The sequence below is a fragment of the Dyella acidisoli genome (genome assembly GCF_030160295.1).
Lineage (GTDB): Bacteria > Pseudomonadota > Gammaproteobacteria > Xanthomonadales > Rhodanobacteraceae > Dyella_B > Dyella_B acidisoli.
Window position 1 is genome coordinate 81394 of record NZ_BSOB01000018.1, and the last position, 17775, is coordinate 99168.

The window sequence follows — 17775 nt, forward strand, 5'->3', positions numbered from 1 at the left end:
CGCTATTCCGATCGCGGCGATGTGGAAGACGAAGCCGAGCGTTCCTGCGCGCGTTTGCGCAGATTGGCGTCGGCGCGTGCCCGCATGCGCGCATCGGCGGCAGGGCCGGCATGCATGGCGTGATGCTTGCGATCGATCAGGTCGCCCGTCTTCGCGTCGACCATTACCGGCTCGACCGCGTCGCCAGTGCGTTCATCGATCAATTGCATGGCCGGCCCTTCCGGCGCGAAGTGGCGGTTGCCCCAGGCCATCAGTGCCAGCAGCACAGGGCGAAAATCGCGTCCGCGCGGTGTCAGCACGTATTCGTAGCGAGGCGGTTTCTCGCTGTAGCGACGGCGCTCCAGCAGGCCGGCATCGGTCAGTGCGCGCAGCCGGCGCGTCAGCATGTTCGGCGCAATGCCGAGGCTGTCCTGAAATTCATCGAAACGCGTTGCGCCAAGAAAGGCGTCGCGCAGGATCAGGATGCTCCACCACTCGCCGACGCGCTCGAGACTTCGCGCAATCGGGCAGTGCATATCGCCAAAACTGGTTCGTTGCATGGCACTTCACTACTCAAGCCTTATGGCCTGGGTGCGTATGGTGCGCCAGTAACTATCATTATGCAAGTAACTACTCAAAAGAAATCTGCCGCTGCGGTTGCAGCCATGCTGGACAGCAGAAAGCGGCGCGAGACTTCGAGATACCAGTGCACCGGAATACGGCGCTCAACCATTTGGTTTTAAAGTCATTTAATACAGGTCGCGCCCCGGAGCCACCCCAGACAGATCACGCTACCGACAATAAAAAGCCCGCAGGGGGAACCTGCGGGCTTCGGGTCATCCATCTTTACGTTGCTTAGCGGGGAGGGGAGGCCCGGCTAAACGGTGGGACTGATGTCTCTCGACATGGAATAACTATACCAATCGGTTTGTTAATAGGGTGTAACTTGATTTCAGGGCGCCAGCGCCTCGCGAGGGCAGTCCCGGGGCCATCCAGACGACGAATTAGGACTGCGAATCGTCGGCTTGGGCGTCTACATCGCTCGACTCAGCCTCGCCCTCACCCTCGGCCTTCTTCTTCGCGACCAATGATTCGAGCGCGCCTGCGCCTTCGAAGCCAGCCACGGCGGCGGCAGCCTCCGTCAGCAACCCCGCGTTCGGATCAAGCTTCTTGGCTCCTTCGACAGCAGCCACTGCGCCCGCAACTTCAACCGCGAGTACGGTCAAAAGGTTGAAGCGGTGAACCGCGAGGTTGTTTATGCACTTCGACCTGGAATTTCGGAGGGCCAAATACCGTCAGAGCAAGTACTAGAGTCTCTGCTCAATGCAACTGCTCGTCGCCATAAGGTTGGCCGCGACGACATTTACAAGCCGAAGCAAATCGCAGAGGAGCTCATAAAGGAAATAATGGACTCCAGCTTTATATCTTCGGACACCAAGCAAAGGTACTGCGAGACTTTGGCTCATCTCGTTAGTCCGCCGCGCGCAGCTACCGACGTGCACAGCAAGAATATTGATCTAAAAGTTGCAGAAAATGATTACCGCAGTCGCATGGCCTCGCGAATGAGCGCCATCTTGGGACTAACTGCAGCCATGGTCACAATGATGAGCGTTTTCTTGAAATTCGTGAGCAGACCTTCTTTGCCACTCTTTGGCAACGCGTTTGAAGTCTTCGTCCCCATGCACCTTCGTCTGCTCTACCTCAACTTCCCACATCGTTCGTCTCCCGTTCCTAACGAAAGATTACAAGCAAAAAATCCGCCGGGGCGGCCAAACATTTCTTAGCGCCGTTGAATCTAACCCAGCCAGCATAAAGCCCTAAATCTTTGCAGTTGTTGTTGTTTATGTTACGACCTCAACAATGCGCCTAAAAAAAGGCATATCGAGCGCTCGAGATAAACAACAAACTTGGTTTCGGAGCGCACGCACACTGCGGAATCCGGGGTGTCGGGGACCCCGCCCTATATACCCCCATAGGAAGGACCCGTAAGATTTCATAGAGTTAGCCTATGGAGGCTGCTTTCAGCACAGAGCGGACATAACGCCGCCCTAGTGTTGCCCTTGCTACGCCACTCGATCATGGTCCAATTTTCGCAGCGTCACTGATAATGCATTTGCAACGACGTGACCCGAATTCCGTACAAGGATGCCGCAGTGAGACAGATAGCAGTGGGGTTACTCGTATTGGCGCTCGAAGCTGGAAGCTTCCCCATTTATGGATCTGAACACCGAGTAGACGCTGCATCTAATTTCAATACGACACTTGGTGCCGTCACGATGGCTTGCACCCATGGAAGTATGCAAATTTGGTTCGATTGGGATTCTGAGATAGGGCCAACAGGGCGTTATAGGCGCCATTTATTCTTACCCGGCGGCCACCTGGGTAGCACACACGTGCTTCTTCCAGTGCTTCGCGGCAATAAGCGCACCGGCTTGCTTAATGATGATATGCAGGCGAAGGAACTCATCGCTCGAATGCTTCAAGAGCTTGATCGCCAATATTTTTCGGTACAGGTATATCCCCAGCGACGGGGCGACACGTCGTGGAAAGAGCAGTGGTTTGACTATGCAAAGTTCGAGGCCGCAGCCAGCATGGCGGCCAAAGAGTGTCACTGGAGCCTTCGGAGACCCACTCACTCGACTCTGCGCATGGTCGATCCCGGTGCACCTTTCGATGGTGGGTAATACGCTAAAGGAAGGATTGAGATAGCTCAGCCCGGCTCCTCGGAAGCGAGACGTCCGATTCCGAGCCAAAGCGGACGCCAATTGAATCTGGTCTTACGGAGCGCGTGTGAATTGGATGGCAAGTTCGTTATTGAGATTTTTGCTTATATTTCTTGTGATAAGCGGGGTGCCTACAGTGCAAGCGGGCGACGCCCCACCGGCTTGTGCGGTGGACTATGTTGCATCGGACCACGGCAGAGTCATCCCATCTAAGGTTACGGGTATACCCGGGGCAAGACTGACGCTCTATAGGATCCATCCCGACAATCTCAAAATTGGCTATCTGCAAAACGCAGATGCCAAGGCAGACGCGGCATATCTGTTGACAGGTGACAAGGTCCAGCAAGTGGAAACTTGCGACGGCTACGCCTTCGTACGCTTCGACGGACCGCACCGTGTATCTACCGGCTGGGTCGAAAGCGATCGGCTTGCACCACAGGGCGAGCCTTATCAGCTCACCCCCCCAAATACAGAGGCACTTTGCCAAGCTGCGGCCGAGATCATGAACCATGGCGGCAGTTTTCCAGCCATTCCTCAGCGCTCACTCGATAAAGTCTTTGCCAGCAAGAACGGCTATTCTGATTATGGGCAACGCGGGCAGGCGATGACGCGCTTGAAGGTGGGTGATCGCGTTTTTGCCTCTATCGATGTCAATGACGGTGGTAGTTGCTCGTCCACATATCAAGACATTTGGAGCGCAGATCTATCCCAAAAACTTTCACCAAAGACCAGGCAGTACGACGATCCGGCGTACAACCTTTCGGAAGGTCGTGATGAGACATGGGTCGAGATCCTTGGTAAGCCTGTTTTGCTGGGGAATGGGCCGGGATCTGATGTGTTTTATATCTCGACGCTAGACGATGGCGGAAACATTCATACGGCCTGCAAAGGTTCACTACAACCTTTGACATCCAAGCGTCTTGTTTCATCAAGTGACAATAAGGTCTGCGCCGCGATCACGCGTGGTGAAGAGAAGCAGGCGGCCATGGGAGAGCCAACCGGGGATAGCTGGATCACACTATCCTCACCGCTTAAAGGTCTAAAGCGCATCGGAAAATCTGGCAACGACGTATTTGTATACGAGGATGGCAACCCGAGCACAATCACTTACAAAGCCCTCAATTCCGGCTCGATTGATCTAAACAATGATGGAAAGCCAGTGCGTATTGCGCTCGTCGCCTATGAAAATTCGTCGGGTGCAGGTTGCGGCAGCGGAGTGCATCTTGAGGCCCCGGTATTGATCGATAAAGACGATCACATCGATCCAAGCGAGCCGGTAAACGATGCGATATTCAAACGAATTGGCGGCCCTTTGTACGAACAAGAAGCTTTTCCGACGGGCAGCATGAGGGCCGGGTTTGTGATAGTGGCCGGCAAGCACTATTTGGAAACGACCTGGAATTCGGGTGAGCAACAGATATGGAGCCTTTCCGACAATAAGGCCATGAAGCTTTGCTCACTGCAGACGCTGCATTACGTCGTAATTCCGAATGACGACGTGGGTACAGTTAACTAGCTATCTTGGAAAAAAATCGGAGCATGACCGCTGGACGTTCTCTCCGTTTTTCCCTATGCGCTCGATCTCGGTACGCTGAGACGAACATTGGGCGAACATTGCGTGGAACCGTCCGACTCCGACCCAAAGCGGATGACTTTTTATGCAGAAGGAATTGGAATCGATGCCTATTAGATGGATGCTTAAGGTCGCTTTTGCAGCCAATGCTATGGCTTTTATGCTTCTGCTATGTCTGTTCTTGATCGTTCTCTTTGCCAGAGGACCCGAATCGGCAGATCGTGTCTGGACCGACTGCCCGTATTACTTGATCGTTTGGCCCATTTCGATTGTTGTATGTGTGAAGTTTCTAAGGAGATAGAGCTTCCGAAATTGAGTGCGCTTGCCGCTCGCTTGCGCGACCTTATCGCGATGCGTTTAAACGCATCGCAGGACTCCCGGGATCGACGCCAGGCGCAGACAGCGTGAGCTGCGGATAACTTGCGACGGTTACGGTTACAGTAGGTTATGGCTTTTCCGTAAGGTTCCCTACAAATATTTTTTTGACCTCTAGTAGGAATGCCGTATCCTGCCGTAACCGTAACCGCTACGGCAATCAGTTGGACAACAAAAAGCCACCTCAATGGGCGGCTTCGTTGCGACAGCCCTACTCCGCTCAGCAGCCGAACTGCTCGACCATCTGGCGGTCAGCGTTTATAGCCGGCCCCATGAACGGCCGAGCATGGGGCCAATGAGCCGGTTTCATCATCAGATACCGGCCACGCGCAACCTTCGCGCGCTCATCGAGCCATCGCCTTTCTATGGCGAACTGCACGCTACAAGACATAGGAATACGCCGAATGGGAACACCGACCATCAGTAGCGCAGCGATCATCGCACCGTTGCAGATATAACCGAATTGATGGCTTTCAGCAGTGTGCTTCAGTCCGTAGCTGTTACGCATGCGTGCCATCGCCTTGCTTGTCTGAACGCCTTCGAGAAAACGGAGCGCCGCCGCAACCTGCGAATGGAAATTGTTTTCAAGGTCGGAGCGCCACTCTGCGAACTCCGCGTCAGTTACGCGCGACGTACGGATTCCATTGGCAGACAGGTCAGGGGTTTTCTTTAGTACTTCTGTGAATGTGAGCATGTTGTTTTGATTCTCGGAAATTTGTCATGCCCGCCAGGGTGCACGCCCCGACGGCTCAATAGGGTCAGAGAGGGCTGCCACCATCATCGTCGGCGCCTGCAAGCACTTCTAGTGCAGTGGCGCTCTGATTGAACTCACGCGCACGCACTGCTTCGGCAGCAATCTCGACGGGAGCGGCATGCTGCCAACGCTCGACGTTGCGAAGAATCCAGCATTTCGACGCCTTGTGGCGAACCTTCACAACACGCCCGCCTCCGTACTGAAGCGCGCCAGCTTCATTCAGCGCGCGACGCATGGCGGGAGTAATCGAAGCGTTATCGGCGCCATCGCACAGGACTTCGGCGGCATCGGCGCCGGTAATGATGTCCACGGGCCAGCGACCTACAAGCTCTCCGGTACTCTGCTGGATCATGGACCGAGACGCGGCGAGCGCAGCGCGCTTTGCCTCATTCATCGGCGGACGCTCGCCCGGGTTGAACGCGCGTATATCACGCTCGCGCAGCCATGCACCTATGGCATTGATGAACTCGACGTCATCTAACAACGCATAGAGTTTGGCGTACGTCTCCGGTGAACGAGGAGCAGCGTTATGGCGTACCACGCGCCAGCGGCGGTCCGTATCCTTCATCGGCAACGCGTTTTCGTAATTCGAAAACACCAGCCAGCGGCAGGAATTGTGTTCTTTGAATTGGCGACCGAACTTTGGATTAATCGCTCGCTCCTCAGCGTTAATGATGGCGTTAAGCCGGTTCGCATGGCGGAACTGGTTGTCCCCCCCCCCACCTTCCTGTACTTCGTCAACCATCGCCAGCACGCGCCCGGCCAGCGTGCCGTTAAATTGGCTTTCCAATAGCGCCGGCAAATCCACGTTCGGCGCCACGTATCCGCGCCACACACGCGACAGGACCGACGCCATCCAGTTACGACCCGTGCCAGTATTCTTGGCGATGTGCAGCCAACCGTAATGCGGGAGTACGCCGGGTTTTTGCTCGATATGCGCCAGCCAATCAAGAAACACCTCGCGTTCGGTAACGTCTTCGAACAGGTATGTGACATGATCGAGGAACGGCGTCACGTCTGCTAATGACGGTCGGCGCTCAATCGGGCGCCAGGCATTGAGCGCGGTGCCTCCGTCAGGGTCGCAGCAGAATTCAGCGGCGCCAGCGTGAAATGTTCGTGTCTCCACGGTTTTTCTGCCCTTATGCCTTTTCCACACCACCGCTGTCGGAATGCTCCGCATAGGGTTGTCTTCGCGCGCGCTTACACAGCTTGCTGTCAGGTCGCAAAACTCATTGAAGGTCAGGACTGCTTGGGGGCGGCTTACGCGGCCCACTTGGCTGCCCGCCGTAATCCAGACGCAGTCGTCCAACATGTCAGTCAGACTCATACGCGGCGGAGTAACGTATTGCGCGTCGTCTTGAAGGCGGGCGTTTTGCTCTTTCTGCTGTCGTCGCCGCGCTTCGTCGCGCCCAGCGTTAGCCGACTCCGCTGGCAGGACCAACGCCGCACGGACCGCATCCACGCCATGCTGTGCCGCATAGTCGTTCCAATCCTGCCCGATGGTAGGCGGCATGATCCATGGCAAGCCCGTGGCTTCGGCGGCCCTCTGACCTGTGCCGCTTTCGTCGTTGTCGGCGGCCACTCCTATTAGCTGTCCACGTAATAGCTCAGCGACAGGCTTTAAGCCACCAGCGTCGAACGCAACAACAACTGGCCGCCCGGTTGCCTCTTGCACGCTGGCGCCGGTGGCATAACCTTCAACCAGCCATGCAGGGCCATCTCCGCCAAAGCGATAGAAGCAACCGCGTTTCTCGCCGCCAGCCAGATAGAACTTGGCGCCGTCATAGGTGATCCGTTGCAGGCTCACCAGTTCACCGCCCGCATTGTTGAGTGGAATCAGCAAATCGCCAGCGCGAACACGATTACGTCGGTGCGCGCCACGCGCAGCCCGTGCGACTGTACGCGCTTGCGCTGAAGATAGGGGTGGCTGGTAGCCGTGTCTGCGACTTCCCATGCCGCGCGGGCATGTTCCGCTGCCTCGGCGCGGCAATGTTTTTCTGCGCGCTCACGCTCAACGCGTGCCATTTCCACCCGGCGCTTCTGCTCCGCGCGCTCACCAGGTGTTAACTCAGAATCTCGTTTCGAGCACCAGTTATGCGACTCACCTGTTTTCCAGTTACCAAACATACCGGCTGGTATGCCATCGCCATGCAGGACTGCCCAGCCGTTTTTACTGTCCTTGCTATCACCTTCGACGCGGAAGCGGATCAGTTCACCGTTAGGTATCAAGTCCTCACGCGTAAATTCCGGAACAATGCCGGCCGCGTGCATGGCCGCTTCAAACTGGCGTGTTACTTCGGCGCCGACGTGATTCTGCCGGACGCTCACGCCGCAATCTCCGTTGCCTGTGATTCGGCGAATGCAACCACATCGGCATATCGCCAGCGCGTACACCCAGGGGAGAGGTGAATAGCCTTCGGTGCCTTATTCAACTGGCACCAGTTCCACCATGTGCTGCGGGAGATCGACAAGATTCGCGCCGCTTCATTGGCGCTTACATACTGGGGAGTTACTTTTGATTGCATGCGGGTTAGACCTATCCGTCTTGGTTTGGACAACCCGAATACTGAATATCGAAAAGAAAGCACGCTTAGCGTACTTTCATTTTTTTAATCCCCCCCCCTCCTTCAGTGCCTTCCGGATTGTTGGCGCTGAAAGTTCAAATTTTCGGGCCAGTTTGCTGACAAGATCCCGATCAGAAGCCCCATTCTTTACAAATTTCCGAGCCTCGTCACAAATCTTGTCACTGCGACCCTGCGCGCTTTTCTTCCGTTGGATGGCGGTCTTCTTTCCGCCTTCCGACTGCATCGCAAGCAGCGCTTTCTTTCTATCCTTTTGTTCGATCTTCGAGACAAGAGTGATTAGCGTTAGGCCGTCCATTGGCTTGAGGGACTTCACTTCCCGAAGCGTCGCATTGCGCCGGAGCATGTCGAGAAATTGATCAGCATGCTTCTCCATCTCTCTCCAACGAAGGGCAGGCTCTGACATCTTTTTAATCGCGTCGCCTATCGAGGATTTAAACGCTGCTCCGATAACCGGCTTTATAGATGATTTGATGCTCAACTTCGTCATGCCCTTACCTAGTCGTCCCAGACTGGATCTTTCTGGAAATTACAAATACACGCGCACTCAACTCCGCTGATTCTTGAATGCGATCACCTGTCCGCCCACACGCAGGCCATCCAAATAGTCTGCCCACGCTTGCATGATCTTTCGTCGCTCTGGAAGATGTTGGGCCTTGTTGTAGACCCCCGCGACGCCCGGCTCCTTATGCGATAGCTGACGCTCCAGGGCTTCGGCACTCCATCCCATCTCGCCTAGCAGCGTGCGTGCCATGTGGCGAAAACCGTGTCCGGTAATGATGCCCTTGTAGCCTAGGTGGGCCAGTGCGGCGTTCACTGCACCGTCTGACATATGCCGCTTTGGATCGCGCGCACCGGGGAATAGGTAGCGTCCATGTCCAGTAAGCGGGTGCAATTCGCGCAGTATTTCCAACGCCTGACGTGACAACGGCACAACATGCGAAGGAGTTTGCGGATTTTCCTTAGCGGCCTTTTTCAGTTTGCGATTTACAGGTGGCACCGTATAGCTAGGGTTTTCGCTCTCAAGGTCAAAGTGCACCCATTCCGCCATGCGAATTTCACCCGGGCGACAAAACCATAGTGGCGCCAGCTTCAACGCACACTGCACAGAAAAGGTGCCAGTGAATCCCTCGATAGCGCGCATCAACTCACCGACTTGTGCTGGGTCCGTAATCGTCGGATGGTTTTTCGGCTGACGAGCCGGCAGCGTGTCGCGCAGGTCCGCAGCCGGATCGCGGCTGGCTCGTTCGGTCGCGACTTCAAATCGGAACACGCGGCTTAGTTGATGTCGTAGCCGATGCGATTGCTCGATGTGACTTTGCTTCACCAGGTGCATTAGCAGCGGACGAATTTCCGCCACTCCGATATTCGCAACAGGCAGCGCGCCAATTCGCGGGAAGGCATGGTTCTCTAAACGGTCACGCTCTTTCGCAAATTGGCCCGGAGTCCATTCGGGTTGCTTCACCGCCAGCCATTCACGCGCGACCACTTCGAAACTGTTCGCTGCACGGTCGGCGCCGGCCGCCTTCTCGGCTTTGCGCTGTTGACCAGGATCAGCACCAGCCGCCAGAAGTTTTCGCGCGGCATCACGTCGATTTCGTGCATCGGAAAGGCTGGTGTCTGGGTAAGTACCCTGCGATAGGCGTTTCTCCTTGCCCCCAAATCGGTACTTCAACCGCCACCACTTGCCCCCTGAAGGGGAAATTTCGAGATACATGCCCCCGCCATCGAACAGGCGCTGGGTCTTTTCGGCTGGCTTGGCCTTGCGTATAGCAGTGTCAGAAAGTGCCATGTGGGGGCAACTGCTTTGGGGATCGGTATACAGGCCCCCAATGTTGCCCCCGGATATCAATGGACCAGATGGGGCTGGACCGGACAAAGAATTCCCCGAAACCCTTGGTATTGCTGAATCCTCAGGGCTTTATCGGACGGACTTGGATGCGTATATGGTGGCTATGGGTGGACTCGAACCACCGACCCCAGCATTATGAGTGCTGTGCTCTAACCGGCTGAGCTACATAGCCAAGGGGTGCGCCGTCCGGGATCCGGAGCGGACTTCGTTCAGGCGGGGCGCGGCAGTTTAATCGGGCTGCCCTTGCGGTTCAAGTGGTTGGCTTGCTCCCGCTTCGTAGGCTGTGGTTGAATCGATCCAGGGTCGCGAGCGCTGACGTCTCTGCCAGATTGCAGCGACAGGCCCCGAGGAGGCTGGATGATCGACGCAGATGGCTACCGTCCGAATGTTGGCATTGTGCTGCTAAACGCAGACGGCCGGCTGTTCTGGGCGCGCCGCGTCCATCGGGACGGCTGGCAGTTTCCCCAGGGCGGCATGCGCAGCGACGAAACCCCGCTGGAGGCCATGTACCGGGAGCTGGAAGAAGAAACCGGCCTGATGCCCCAGCATGTCGAAGTGCTCGCCAGCACCCGTGGCTGGCTGCGCTACAAGCTACCCAATCGCTATATCCGCCATCATCAGCATCCCACCTGCATAGGCCAGAAGCAGGTGTGGTTTCTGCTGAAGCTGGTCGGAGCCGAAGACGCCCTGCGCCTGGATGCCTGCGACAAGCCCGAATTCGATCTCTGGCGCTGGGTGGATTTCTGGTACCCCGCTGCCCACGTGGTGAATTTCAAACGCGACGTCTACCACCGCGCCCTGCGCCACTTCGCGCCGCTGGTGGAAAACATGTTGTGCATCCAACTGGGACCGCAACCACAGCTGCATAGCCGTCCCGGGCGAGGCCGTCGAGCCGCCTGATCCGGGCGCTTAACGAACTCTAGTTGACAATCATTCGCATTCGCGTTGAAATGCGCGGCATGTACATATGCCTGTGCAACGCCGTTACCGATCACGACATCCGCCGCGCGGCCGCCGACGGCGTGCGCAGCTTCGCCGAGTTACAGGCGCGCACCGGCTGCTCCGATTGCTGCGGCTGCTGCGAAACCGAAGCCCGCTCCACACTGGACAAGGCTATCGAGCAAGTCACGCTGGATTTGCCGATCTTCGTCGCGGCCTGATCGGACAACATCTTTTGCCTTAAACGCCATCGCCTCGTGCGATGGCGTTTTGCTTTTCCGGCAAATCATTCTCATTGCCCCATCGCTTCGCGCAGAACCGTATAGTTCCGCATCACCCTAGTTCCGGAGAACAGCCATGAAAGGCGACGCCAAGGTCATCGAGTTCCTCAACAAGGTGCTCTACAACGAACTGACCGCGATCAATCAGTATTTCCTGCATTTCCGCATGTACAAGAACTGGGGTTACGGCGAACTCGCCGAGCACGAGTACAAGGAATCGATTGACGAGATGAAGCATGCGGACCGTCTGATCGAGCGCATCCTGTTCCTGGAAGGTCTGCCCAATCTGCAGCACTTGGGCAAATTGCGCATTGGCGAAAACGTGCTCGAGTGCATTCAGTGCGATCTCGATCTGGAGCTGGCTGCCGTGCAGGATCTGCGGGCTGGCATCGCGCATAGTGAAGGCGTGGCCGATTATGTGAGCCGCGACCTGTTCAAGGAAATTCTGTGTGCTGAAGAAGAGCACATCGACTGGCTGGAAACGCAGCTCAGCTTGGTCAAGGACATCGGCGCAGAACGTTATCTGCAGTCGAAGATGGAAAGCTGAACACGCACGGCAACGCATTGCCGCCTTCGGCGAATCGAGCGCTTGCGTGCTTGATTCGCAACAGGCCATGCCGGCCTGCGATGACAGAGTAGAAAGCGAGTACGTTAAGAACCTATTCGCTTGGCAGCAGGCAAGGCGATCTGCAGCACAAAGTGCCCTGCGCTTCCTTGACGGTCTCGTCACGGACCAGCTATATCCAGCGTTTTGCCGGAAGGGCCTTGCATGGCTTCCCGTCCACCACCGCGCTACGTCGTACGTCCGCACGACGCTGCCAGTCAGCGTCGCAGAATGCTGTGGCTCTGCCTCGCGTGGGTGGGTAGCCTGCTTTTGGTGGCCATCATTACTGCGTTGCTGAGCGGTGTGTGGAAAAGCGTGGGACCGAGTCTGTCGGATCGGCGAACGTTGCGCACGCTCACCGCGGAAAACGAAAAGCTCAAGCAGGATGTGGCAAACCTGCAGCGTTCGCAGCAAGTGAGCGACGTTGCCAATCAATCATTGCGCAAGACCATTACGCAACGCGATGAAGAAATCAGCGGCCTGCGCGCCGATCTTGGCTTTTACTCGCGACTGGTCGGCGGTGACGCACAACGCGAAGGCATGAAGGTGCAGGAAGTGTCTCTGCAGCCAGTGCCACATTCACCCGCGGCGTGGAACCTCACCGTCAGCCTCACGCAGAACGTCAAGCGCAACGACGATACCAGCGGCACCACCACGGTCAGCGTGGAAGGCCTGCGCAACAACAAAGTTGTGCAGCTTGATTGGTCCGCGCTCGGTGATGCCGCCGAAAAGAACGGTATTCCGTTCCGCTTTCGCTACTTTCAGCAATTGCACACCACCATCGCGCTGCCCGCCGATTTCCGGCCAACGCGATTGCATGTCACGGTCACGCCGGAAAATGGAGAACCGGTCAGCCGCGCCGTCGCCTGGAACGACGCCCTCTCCAGCCCAGTCACGATCACCCAAGGGGAATCCGATGCTCAGCCGTAAACGCAATGAACCCAGCGCCTCCTCATCCCGGCATGCCGAGACCAGCCTGATTTCGCAAGGCACGATCATTCGCGGCGACGTGCGCTTCACCGGCACGCTGCACGTGGAAGGTCGCATCGAGGGCGCGGTGCTGGGTGAAGGCGCCCATGCGGTGTTCACACTGAGCGAGCACGGCCAGGTGCAGGGCGAAGTGCGCGTACCGCACGCCATGATCAACGGCCAGGTCACCGGCGACATCTACGCCAGTGTGCGGCTGGAACTGGCCCCGCTGGCCCGCGTGACTGGCGACGTTCGCTACAGCTCGCTGGAGATGGCGGCCGGCTCACAGGTGAACGGCCGCATCGCGCACCAGGGCGATGATCACGTACAGCGCGAGCTGCCCGCACCAGAAGTGCGCGCCGAAGCGGCAACCGCCTGAATCCCGCGGCACAGCTGCCCGGATCATGGACTCAAGCTGATATGCTTGAGTCCGCAGTGTCTGAGCCCAATATCCGCGCTATGGAAACCATCGTAGCCATCCCCGACTATCGCCAAGCCGGCGCGCCCCTCATTTTTACTGAGGCCGCCGCGCGCAAGGTGCACGAACTGATCCAGGAAGAAGGTAACCCCGATCTCAAGCTGCGCGTGTACATCAGCGGCGGCGGCTGCTCGGGCTTCCAGTACGGTTTCACCTTCGACGAAACCCGTGCGGAAGACGATTTTGCACTGGACCGTGAAGGTGTAACCCTGCTGGTAGATCCGCTCTCCCTGCAGTACCTCACCGGCGCCGAGATCGACTACACCGAGAGCCTGAGCGGTTCGCAGTTCGTCATCCGCAACCCGAACGCAAAGACCACCTGCGGCTGCGGCTCCTCGTTTTCCACGTGAGTACTGGCCTGTCCGGATGATTGCGACGAAGCTCAACACATTCGCCGGACTCAGCCTGATTCTCGACCGCGTTTCCGAACAGCGCGACGCCATCGAGTGGGTGACAGCCAAAGCCGGCTCGCCCGATGCACGCTATCTGCTGCTGGATGCCCAGGGCGACGCCTTTCTGCACCGGGGAGAAGAGTCCTTGCGCTGGCTCGATGCCAGCGAACGCGAGCGGCTGCTTGCCCACGCATCCTGGAGCTTGCTCGGCATCGCTGACGGGCAGCCGCATTTCATGCTGCTGCTCGACGAGAGCGATGACATCGCTGCGCTGGAGGAAACCTTCAACGCCCGGCGCGCGGGCTTGCGCGAAGCGGGCTTGCTCCTGGCCTCGGACGAAGCCGGCCTGTTCGCTTACGCCAAGGGGCTTGCGCATTGGCAGCGCGAAACGCGCTTCTGCGCGCGCTGCGGTGCGCCGCTGCAATTGGTTTCCTCCGGGCACCGCGCGCACTGCACCAATCCGGCTTGCGGTCGTCTGCACTTTCCGCGCACGGACGCAGCCATCATCGTCATCGTCGAATACCAGGGCGCCTGCCTGCTCGGACGCCAGGCTGGCTGGCCACCTGGGCGCTATTCCACCCTGGCCGGCTTCATCGAGCCGGGTGAAGCACTGGAAGATGCGGTACGGCGCGAAGTCGCCGAAGAAGCCGGCGTGCTCGTAGGCGATGTGCACTATCACTCCTCGCAACCCTGGCCGATGCCGGCCTCGTTGATGGTGGGTTTCACCGCCACCGCGCTTTCGCCCACGATCCGACTCCGCGATGGCGAACTGGAAGACGCGCGCTGGTTTACGCCGCAGCAGATCATCGACGGATTGGCAGATGGCAGCTTGAAACCACCCACGCCACTCTCCGTGTCGTATCAGTTGCTGTCGCATTGGCTGCAGCAGCGTGCAGGGTTGGATCTGGACGCGCTAAGCACGCGTTGATACCTGCCGCAGGTTCGTGAACGGGCCGCACCACTCGCATACAATTGCAGCCATTCGAGGGAGTCCGTTTTCATGGCCATTCGCCTGCTTGCCGCGCTCATCGCTCTGGGACTGCTGCATCTGCAGCCGCAGCTTGCATGCTGGCGTGGAGACGCCGGATTCCGACGCTGGGTGAATCAGCTGGCCGATACCAGCGGCGTGGGTCGCGTAGCGCTGGCGATATTGCTGCCGGTGGTGCTCTGCATCGTAGTGATCTGGGTCTTGCACCGGTTGCCACTGACAGATCTGCTGCTACTCGTGTTTGCGCTGGTCGTCCTGCTGTTCTCGTTCGGCCCACATGCATTTGAAGCCGACATGGAAGCGATTCTCAAAGCGCCCGACCAAAGTGCCCGCGAAACCGCCGCACAAGCCCTGTCAGACGACGGCGAGACCGTGGCGTGGCGAACTGCGGATCTGGGCGAAGCCACCGCCTATGCCGCATTGCGTCGCCGCTTCGCCGTGTTGTTCTGGTTCTTCGTGCTCGGCCCGGTCGGCGCCCTGCTCTATCGCCTCGCGCGACAACTCGGCCATGACACGTCACTGGCACTGGATTCCGGCGCCCGTGCGAATGCGCGTTATTTTGCCAACGCCTTGGATTGGCTGCCGGCGCAGCTGATGGTGTTCACGCTGGCGCTGGTGGGTCATTGGGATGCGGTGATCGGCGCGTGGCGACGTTGGCATCAACAGGCAGCCCCGAACAGCTGGTATCTGTCCAATCCGGATTTTCTGGGTGCCGCCGCGCGCGCAGACGTGCTGACGGATATCGAAGGGGGCGATGGCTACATCGAAGAGCGCACCGACGCACTGCACGAGCTGCGCCGATTGCGCGATGCGTTGCTGCGCGCATTGTTGGCCTGGTTGAGCGTGGTGGCGCTGATGGTGATGGGAAGCTGGCTGCACTGATCCCCATCTACACGGCCGTCATTCCCGCTTTTGCAAGAATGACGATCGAGGGGATCACGCCATATCGCCGCGCAACTCTTGCACGCGCGCTTCCAAAACTCCCGCGCTGACCTCTTCTGGCGGCCGCGCCGCATCCACTACCAATTCGACGCGTGCCCGAAAGCGACGCGGCAATCGCGCACGTCCAAGCATCGAATCGCGCCTGCTCCACACGCTGCCCCACAAACCTCGCAGGGCCATCGGTACGACCGGCACCGGACGCCTGGCCAGAATCTTGTCCACGCCAGAGCGGAATGGCGCGATGTTGCCATCCTTGGTCAACCCGCCTTCCGGAAAAATGCACACTACCTCGCCATCCGCCAAGGCGGCATCCACTTCGTCCAACGCGCGCTGCAGCACCGCAGGATCTTCTTTCTGTCCCGCGATCGGAATTGCCTTCGCTGTCTTGAACACGAAGTGCAGCAGCGGGACGTTGAAGATTTTGTAATACATCACGAAGCGTGCAGGGCGACGCAAGTTCGCCATCAGGATCAACGGATCCATGAAACTCACGTGATTGCACACCAGCAATGCCGGTCCTTCTTCCGGCAGGTTGCGCATGCCATCCACGCGAATGCGGTACAACGAATTCACCAACACCCACGTGATGAAGCGCATCAGGAATTCGGGCACCAGCGTAAAGATGTACGCCGCCACCACCACATTAAGCAACGCTGCGATCAGGAAGATCTGCGCTGCGCTGAACCCCAACCTCTCCATCGCCAGCCCGAAGCAGGACGCGATTACGATCAGCAAAGCATTGAGGATGTTGTTGCCCGCAATCACGCGCGACAGGCGATCACGCGGAGCACGCGATTGCACAAAAGCGAACAGCGGCACCACATAAAAGCCGGCAAACACGCCGATCAAGGTGAGATCCAGCACGATGCGCCAGCTTCCCGCCGTGTGCAGAAAGGCCAGCCAGTCCAGGCCTCGTTCGGCTGCTGCGCCAGAGCGCGCCAGGAACAAATCGATGCCGAACGCCGTCAATCCAAAGGCACCCAGTGGTACCAGGCCGATTTCTACACGCTTGCCTGACATTTTTTCGCACATCAGCGAGCCAATGCCGGTACCGATCGAAAACAAAGTGAGCACGAGCGTATTCACCGTGCCATCGCCGCCCAGGTTGATGCGCGTGTAGAGCGGTAGCTGGGCAACCAGCACGGTGCCAAAAAACCAAAACCAGGAAATGCCGAGTACCGCGTTGAACACCGCGTGATCTTCACGCGTAATGCGCAAGACACGCGCGGTTTCGGTGAACGGATTCCAGTTGAACTTGAGGTCCGGTGCAGTAGCCGGCGCTGGTGGAATCAGCCGGCTGGCGAAATAGCCGACTACGGCAATGCCGATCGTCAGCGCCGCGGAAAAATGCGGGCCCACCCCTGCGATCAGCATCAGCATGTTGCCTGTCGTCATGCCGATCAGGATCGCCATCTGCGTGCCCATTTCCACCAACCCATTGCCGCCCACCAATTCGCTGGACTTCAAGGCCTGCGGCAAGATCGCGTATTTGATGGGGCCGAACACGGTCGAGTGGATCCCCATCATGAAAAGCACAATCAACAACAGCGGCAAGTGATGGGTAATGAAACCGTAGGCCGCCAACACCATGGCGGTGATCTCGAACAGCTTTACGTAACGGATGATGCGTGTCTTCTCGAATTTCTCCGCCAATTGACCAGCCGTGGCGGAAAACAGGAAGAACGGCAAGATGAAAAGCGCTGGCGCGAGGTTCGTGTACAGACCCACGTCGCGATCCGACAAACCCATCTGAAAGGCCGCCAGCATCACCATGGCGTTGCGGAATGCGCTGTCGTTAAACGCACCCAGCGCCTGGGTCCAGAAAAACGGGGCGAAGCGTCGACTGCCTAGCAGGGCGAACTGGCTCATGCGAATCCTTGGCAAGCGGAACGCCACTAGCGTAACGTGAAAACCGATCCGATCACGAGCGGTGCTCCGTGCCAAAGCCATGTATGTGTCTCTAGCCGATGCCGTATTAGCCGTGCACTTAGGCTTTATTCTGTTCGCCTGCCTCGGCGCGCTGCTTGCGTTGAAGTGGCGCCGGGTTCTCTGGCTGCAGATACCGGCGGCAGCATGGGGCATATATGTCGAAGCGAGCGGAACGATTTGCCCGCTCACGTCCATCGAAAATTATTTTCGCGTGCGTGCCGGTCATGCCGCATACGAAGGCGATTGTCTCGGGCACTACCTCACCGCGACCATTTACCCTGATGGCCTGACCAGGAACATCCAGTTCGCCCTGGGTGCATTAGTACTGATCTTGAATCTCTCCGTGTATGCCTGGCTGCTGCACAAGCGTCGCACCTGAGCATGGCGTATGCTCCGCGCTGGATAGGTCATCAAC

General features: G+C 57.9%; 21 protein-coding genes and 1 tRNA gene. 12 read left to right on the plus strand and 10 right to left on the minus strand.

Annotated elements, in window-relative coordinates:
- Nucleotides 1-2 precede the first annotated feature (2 nt).
- Both QQJ86_RS11520 and QQJ86_RS11525 read right to left on the minus strand, forming a co-directional pair.
- Nucleotides 3-539 (minus strand): winged helix-turn-helix transcriptional regulator, encoded by a 537-nt coding sequence (locus tag QQJ86_RS11520; protein ID WP_284321091.1) that lies wholly within the window; start codon nucleotides 537-539, stop codon nucleotides 3-5.
- Between the two features lie 444 nt (nucleotides 540-983).
- A complete protein-coding gene (locus QQJ86_RS11525; protein WP_284321092.1) occupies nucleotides 984-1172 on the minus strand; it encodes a hypothetical protein in 189 nt (62 codons plus the stop codon).
- A gap of 45 nt (nucleotides 1173-1217) precedes the next feature.
- Between QQJ86_RS11525 and QQJ86_RS11530 the strand changes: the two genes are divergently transcribed.
- The 3 genes from QQJ86_RS11530 to QQJ86_RS11540 all read left to right on the plus strand — a co-directional run bounded on the left by QQJ86_RS11530 (nucleotide 1218) and on the right by QQJ86_RS11540 (nucleotide 4218).
- On the plus strand, nucleotides 1218-1763 hold the full coding sequence (locus tag QQJ86_RS11530) for a hypothetical protein (protein ID WP_284321093.1): 546 nt from the start codon (nucleotides 1218-1220) through the stop codon (nucleotides 1761-1763).
- A gap of 369 nt (nucleotides 1764-2132) precedes the next feature.
- Nucleotides 2133-2663, plus strand: coding sequence for a hypothetical protein (locus tag QQJ86_RS11535; RefSeq protein ID WP_284321094.1), 531 nt, complete (start codon nucleotides 2133-2135; stop codon nucleotides 2661-2663).
- Nucleotides 2664-2769: 106 nt separating this feature from the next.
- Nucleotides 2770-4218 (plus strand): hypothetical protein, encoded by a 1449-nt coding sequence (locus QQJ86_RS11540; RefSeq protein ID WP_284321095.1) that lies wholly within the window; start codon nucleotides 2770-2772, stop codon nucleotides 4216-4218.
- Between the two features lie 652 nt (nucleotides 4219-4870).
- Here QQJ86_RS11540 and QQJ86_RS11545 read toward each other — a convergent pair.
- The 7 genes from QQJ86_RS11545 to QQJ86_RS11570 form a co-directional block, all read right to left on the minus strand.
- Entirely contained in the window at nucleotides 4871-5344 is a 474-nt protein-coding gene (locus QQJ86_RS11545) for a hypothetical protein (RefSeq protein ID WP_284321096.1), read from the minus strand.
- Nucleotides 5345-5408: 64 nt separating this feature from the next.
- Nucleotides 5409-7247, minus strand: a complete 1839-nt coding sequence (locus QQJ86_RS11550) for a DUF5906 domain-containing protein (protein WP_284321097.1) — start codon at nucleotides 7245-7247, stop codon at nucleotides 5409-5411.
- A complete protein-coding gene (locus QQJ86_RS11555; RefSeq protein ID WP_284321098.1) occupies nucleotides 7241-7732 on the minus strand; it encodes a primase/helicase family protein in 492 nt (163 codons plus the stop codon). Before QQJ86_RS11555 ends, QQJ86_RS11550 begins: the two co-directional genes overlap by 7 nt.
- The gene (locus QQJ86_RS22830) at nucleotides 7729-7929 is read right to left on the minus strand and encodes a helix-turn-helix transcriptional regulator (RefSeq protein WP_423372864.1); all 201 of its coding nucleotides are present in this window, start codon (nucleotides 7927-7929) and stop codon (nucleotides 7729-7731) included. The genes QQJ86_RS11555 and QQJ86_RS22830 overlap by 4 nt, the downstream gene beginning before the upstream one ends.
- Before the next feature lie 76 nt (nucleotides 7930-8005).
- Nucleotides 8006-8476, minus strand: coding sequence for a hypothetical protein (locus QQJ86_RS11560; RefSeq protein ID WP_284321099.1), 471 nt, complete (start codon nucleotides 8474-8476; stop codon nucleotides 8006-8008).
- A 57-nt stretch (nucleotides 8477-8533) separates the two neighbouring features.
- On the minus strand, nucleotides 8534-9865 hold the full coding sequence (locus QQJ86_RS11565) for a tyrosine-type recombinase/integrase (RefSeq protein ID WP_284321100.1): 1332 nt from the start codon (nucleotides 9863-9865) through the stop codon (nucleotides 8534-8536).
- A gap of 68 nt (nucleotides 9866-9933) precedes the next feature.
- Nucleotides 9934-10010, minus strand: a tRNA-Met gene (locus QQJ86_RS11570).
- 185 nt (nucleotides 10011-10195) lie between these two features.
- Between QQJ86_RS11570 and QQJ86_RS11575 the strand changes: the two genes are divergently transcribed.
- The 8 genes from QQJ86_RS11575 to ampE all read left to right on the plus strand — a co-directional run bounded on the left by QQJ86_RS11575 (nucleotide 10196) and on the right by ampE (nucleotide 15371).
- Nucleotides 10196-10738 (plus strand): RNA pyrophosphohydrolase, encoded by a 543-nt coding sequence (locus QQJ86_RS11575; protein ID WP_284321101.1) that lies wholly within the window; start codon nucleotides 10196-10198, stop codon nucleotides 10736-10738.
- Between the two features lie 50 nt (nucleotides 10739-10788).
- Complete coding sequence (locus tag QQJ86_RS11580; protein ID WP_423372998.1) at nucleotides 10789-10998, plus strand: (2Fe-2S)-binding protein; 210 nt, start codon at nucleotides 10789-10791, stop codon at nucleotides 10996-10998.
- Nucleotides 10999-11134: 136 nt separating this feature from the next.
- The gene (gene bfr / locus QQJ86_RS11585) at nucleotides 11135-11605 is read left to right on the plus strand and encodes a bacterioferritin (protein ID WP_284321102.1); all 471 of its coding nucleotides are present in this window, start codon (nucleotides 11135-11137) and stop codon (nucleotides 11603-11605) included.
- Nucleotides 11606-11827: 222 nt separating this feature from the next.
- Nucleotides 11828-12592, plus strand: a complete 765-nt coding sequence (locus tag QQJ86_RS11590) for a DUF6776 family protein (protein WP_284321103.1) — start codon at nucleotides 11828-11830, stop codon at nucleotides 12590-12592.
- Nucleotides 12579-13010 carry a bactofilin family protein gene (locus QQJ86_RS11595; RefSeq protein ID WP_284321104.1) on the plus strand — a complete coding sequence of 144 codons (432 nt, stop codon included), beginning with the start codon at nucleotides 12579-12581 and terminating at the stop codon, nucleotides 13008-13010. The genes QQJ86_RS11590 and QQJ86_RS11595 overlap by 14 nt, the downstream gene beginning before the upstream one ends.
- An 80-nt stretch (nucleotides 13011-13090) precedes the next feature.
- Nucleotides 13091-13459, plus strand: coding sequence for an iron-sulfur cluster insertion protein ErpA (gene erpA, locus QQJ86_RS11600; protein WP_233843824.1), 369 nt, complete (start codon nucleotides 13091-13093; stop codon nucleotides 13457-13459).
- 16 nt (nucleotides 13460-13475) lie between these two features.
- Entirely contained in the window at nucleotides 13476-14429 is a 954-nt protein-coding gene (gene nudC / locus QQJ86_RS11605) for an NAD(+) diphosphatase (protein ID WP_284321105.1), read from the plus strand.
- A gap of 72 nt (nucleotides 14430-14501) precedes the next feature.
- On the plus strand, nucleotides 14502-15371 hold the full coding sequence (gene ampE / locus QQJ86_RS11610; protein WP_284321106.1) for a regulatory signaling modulator protein AmpE: 870 nt from the start codon (nucleotides 14502-14504) through the stop codon (nucleotides 15369-15371).
- Between the two features lie 54 nt (nucleotides 15372-15425).
- Here ampE and QQJ86_RS11615 read toward each other — a convergent pair whose 3' ends face one another.
- Nucleotides 15426-17300 (minus strand): MFS transporter, encoded by a 1875-nt coding sequence (locus tag QQJ86_RS11615; protein WP_284321107.1) that lies wholly within the window; start codon nucleotides 17298-17300, stop codon nucleotides 15426-15428.
- 79 nt (nucleotides 17301-17379) lie between these two features.
- Here QQJ86_RS11615 and QQJ86_RS11620 point away from each other — a divergent pair, with 79 nt between their 5' ends.
- On the plus strand, nucleotides 17380-17739 hold the full coding sequence (locus tag QQJ86_RS11620) for a DUF2784 domain-containing protein (protein ID WP_284321108.1): 360 nt from the start codon (nucleotides 17380-17382) through the stop codon (nucleotides 17737-17739).
- Nucleotides 17740-17775 lie beyond the last annotated feature (36 nt).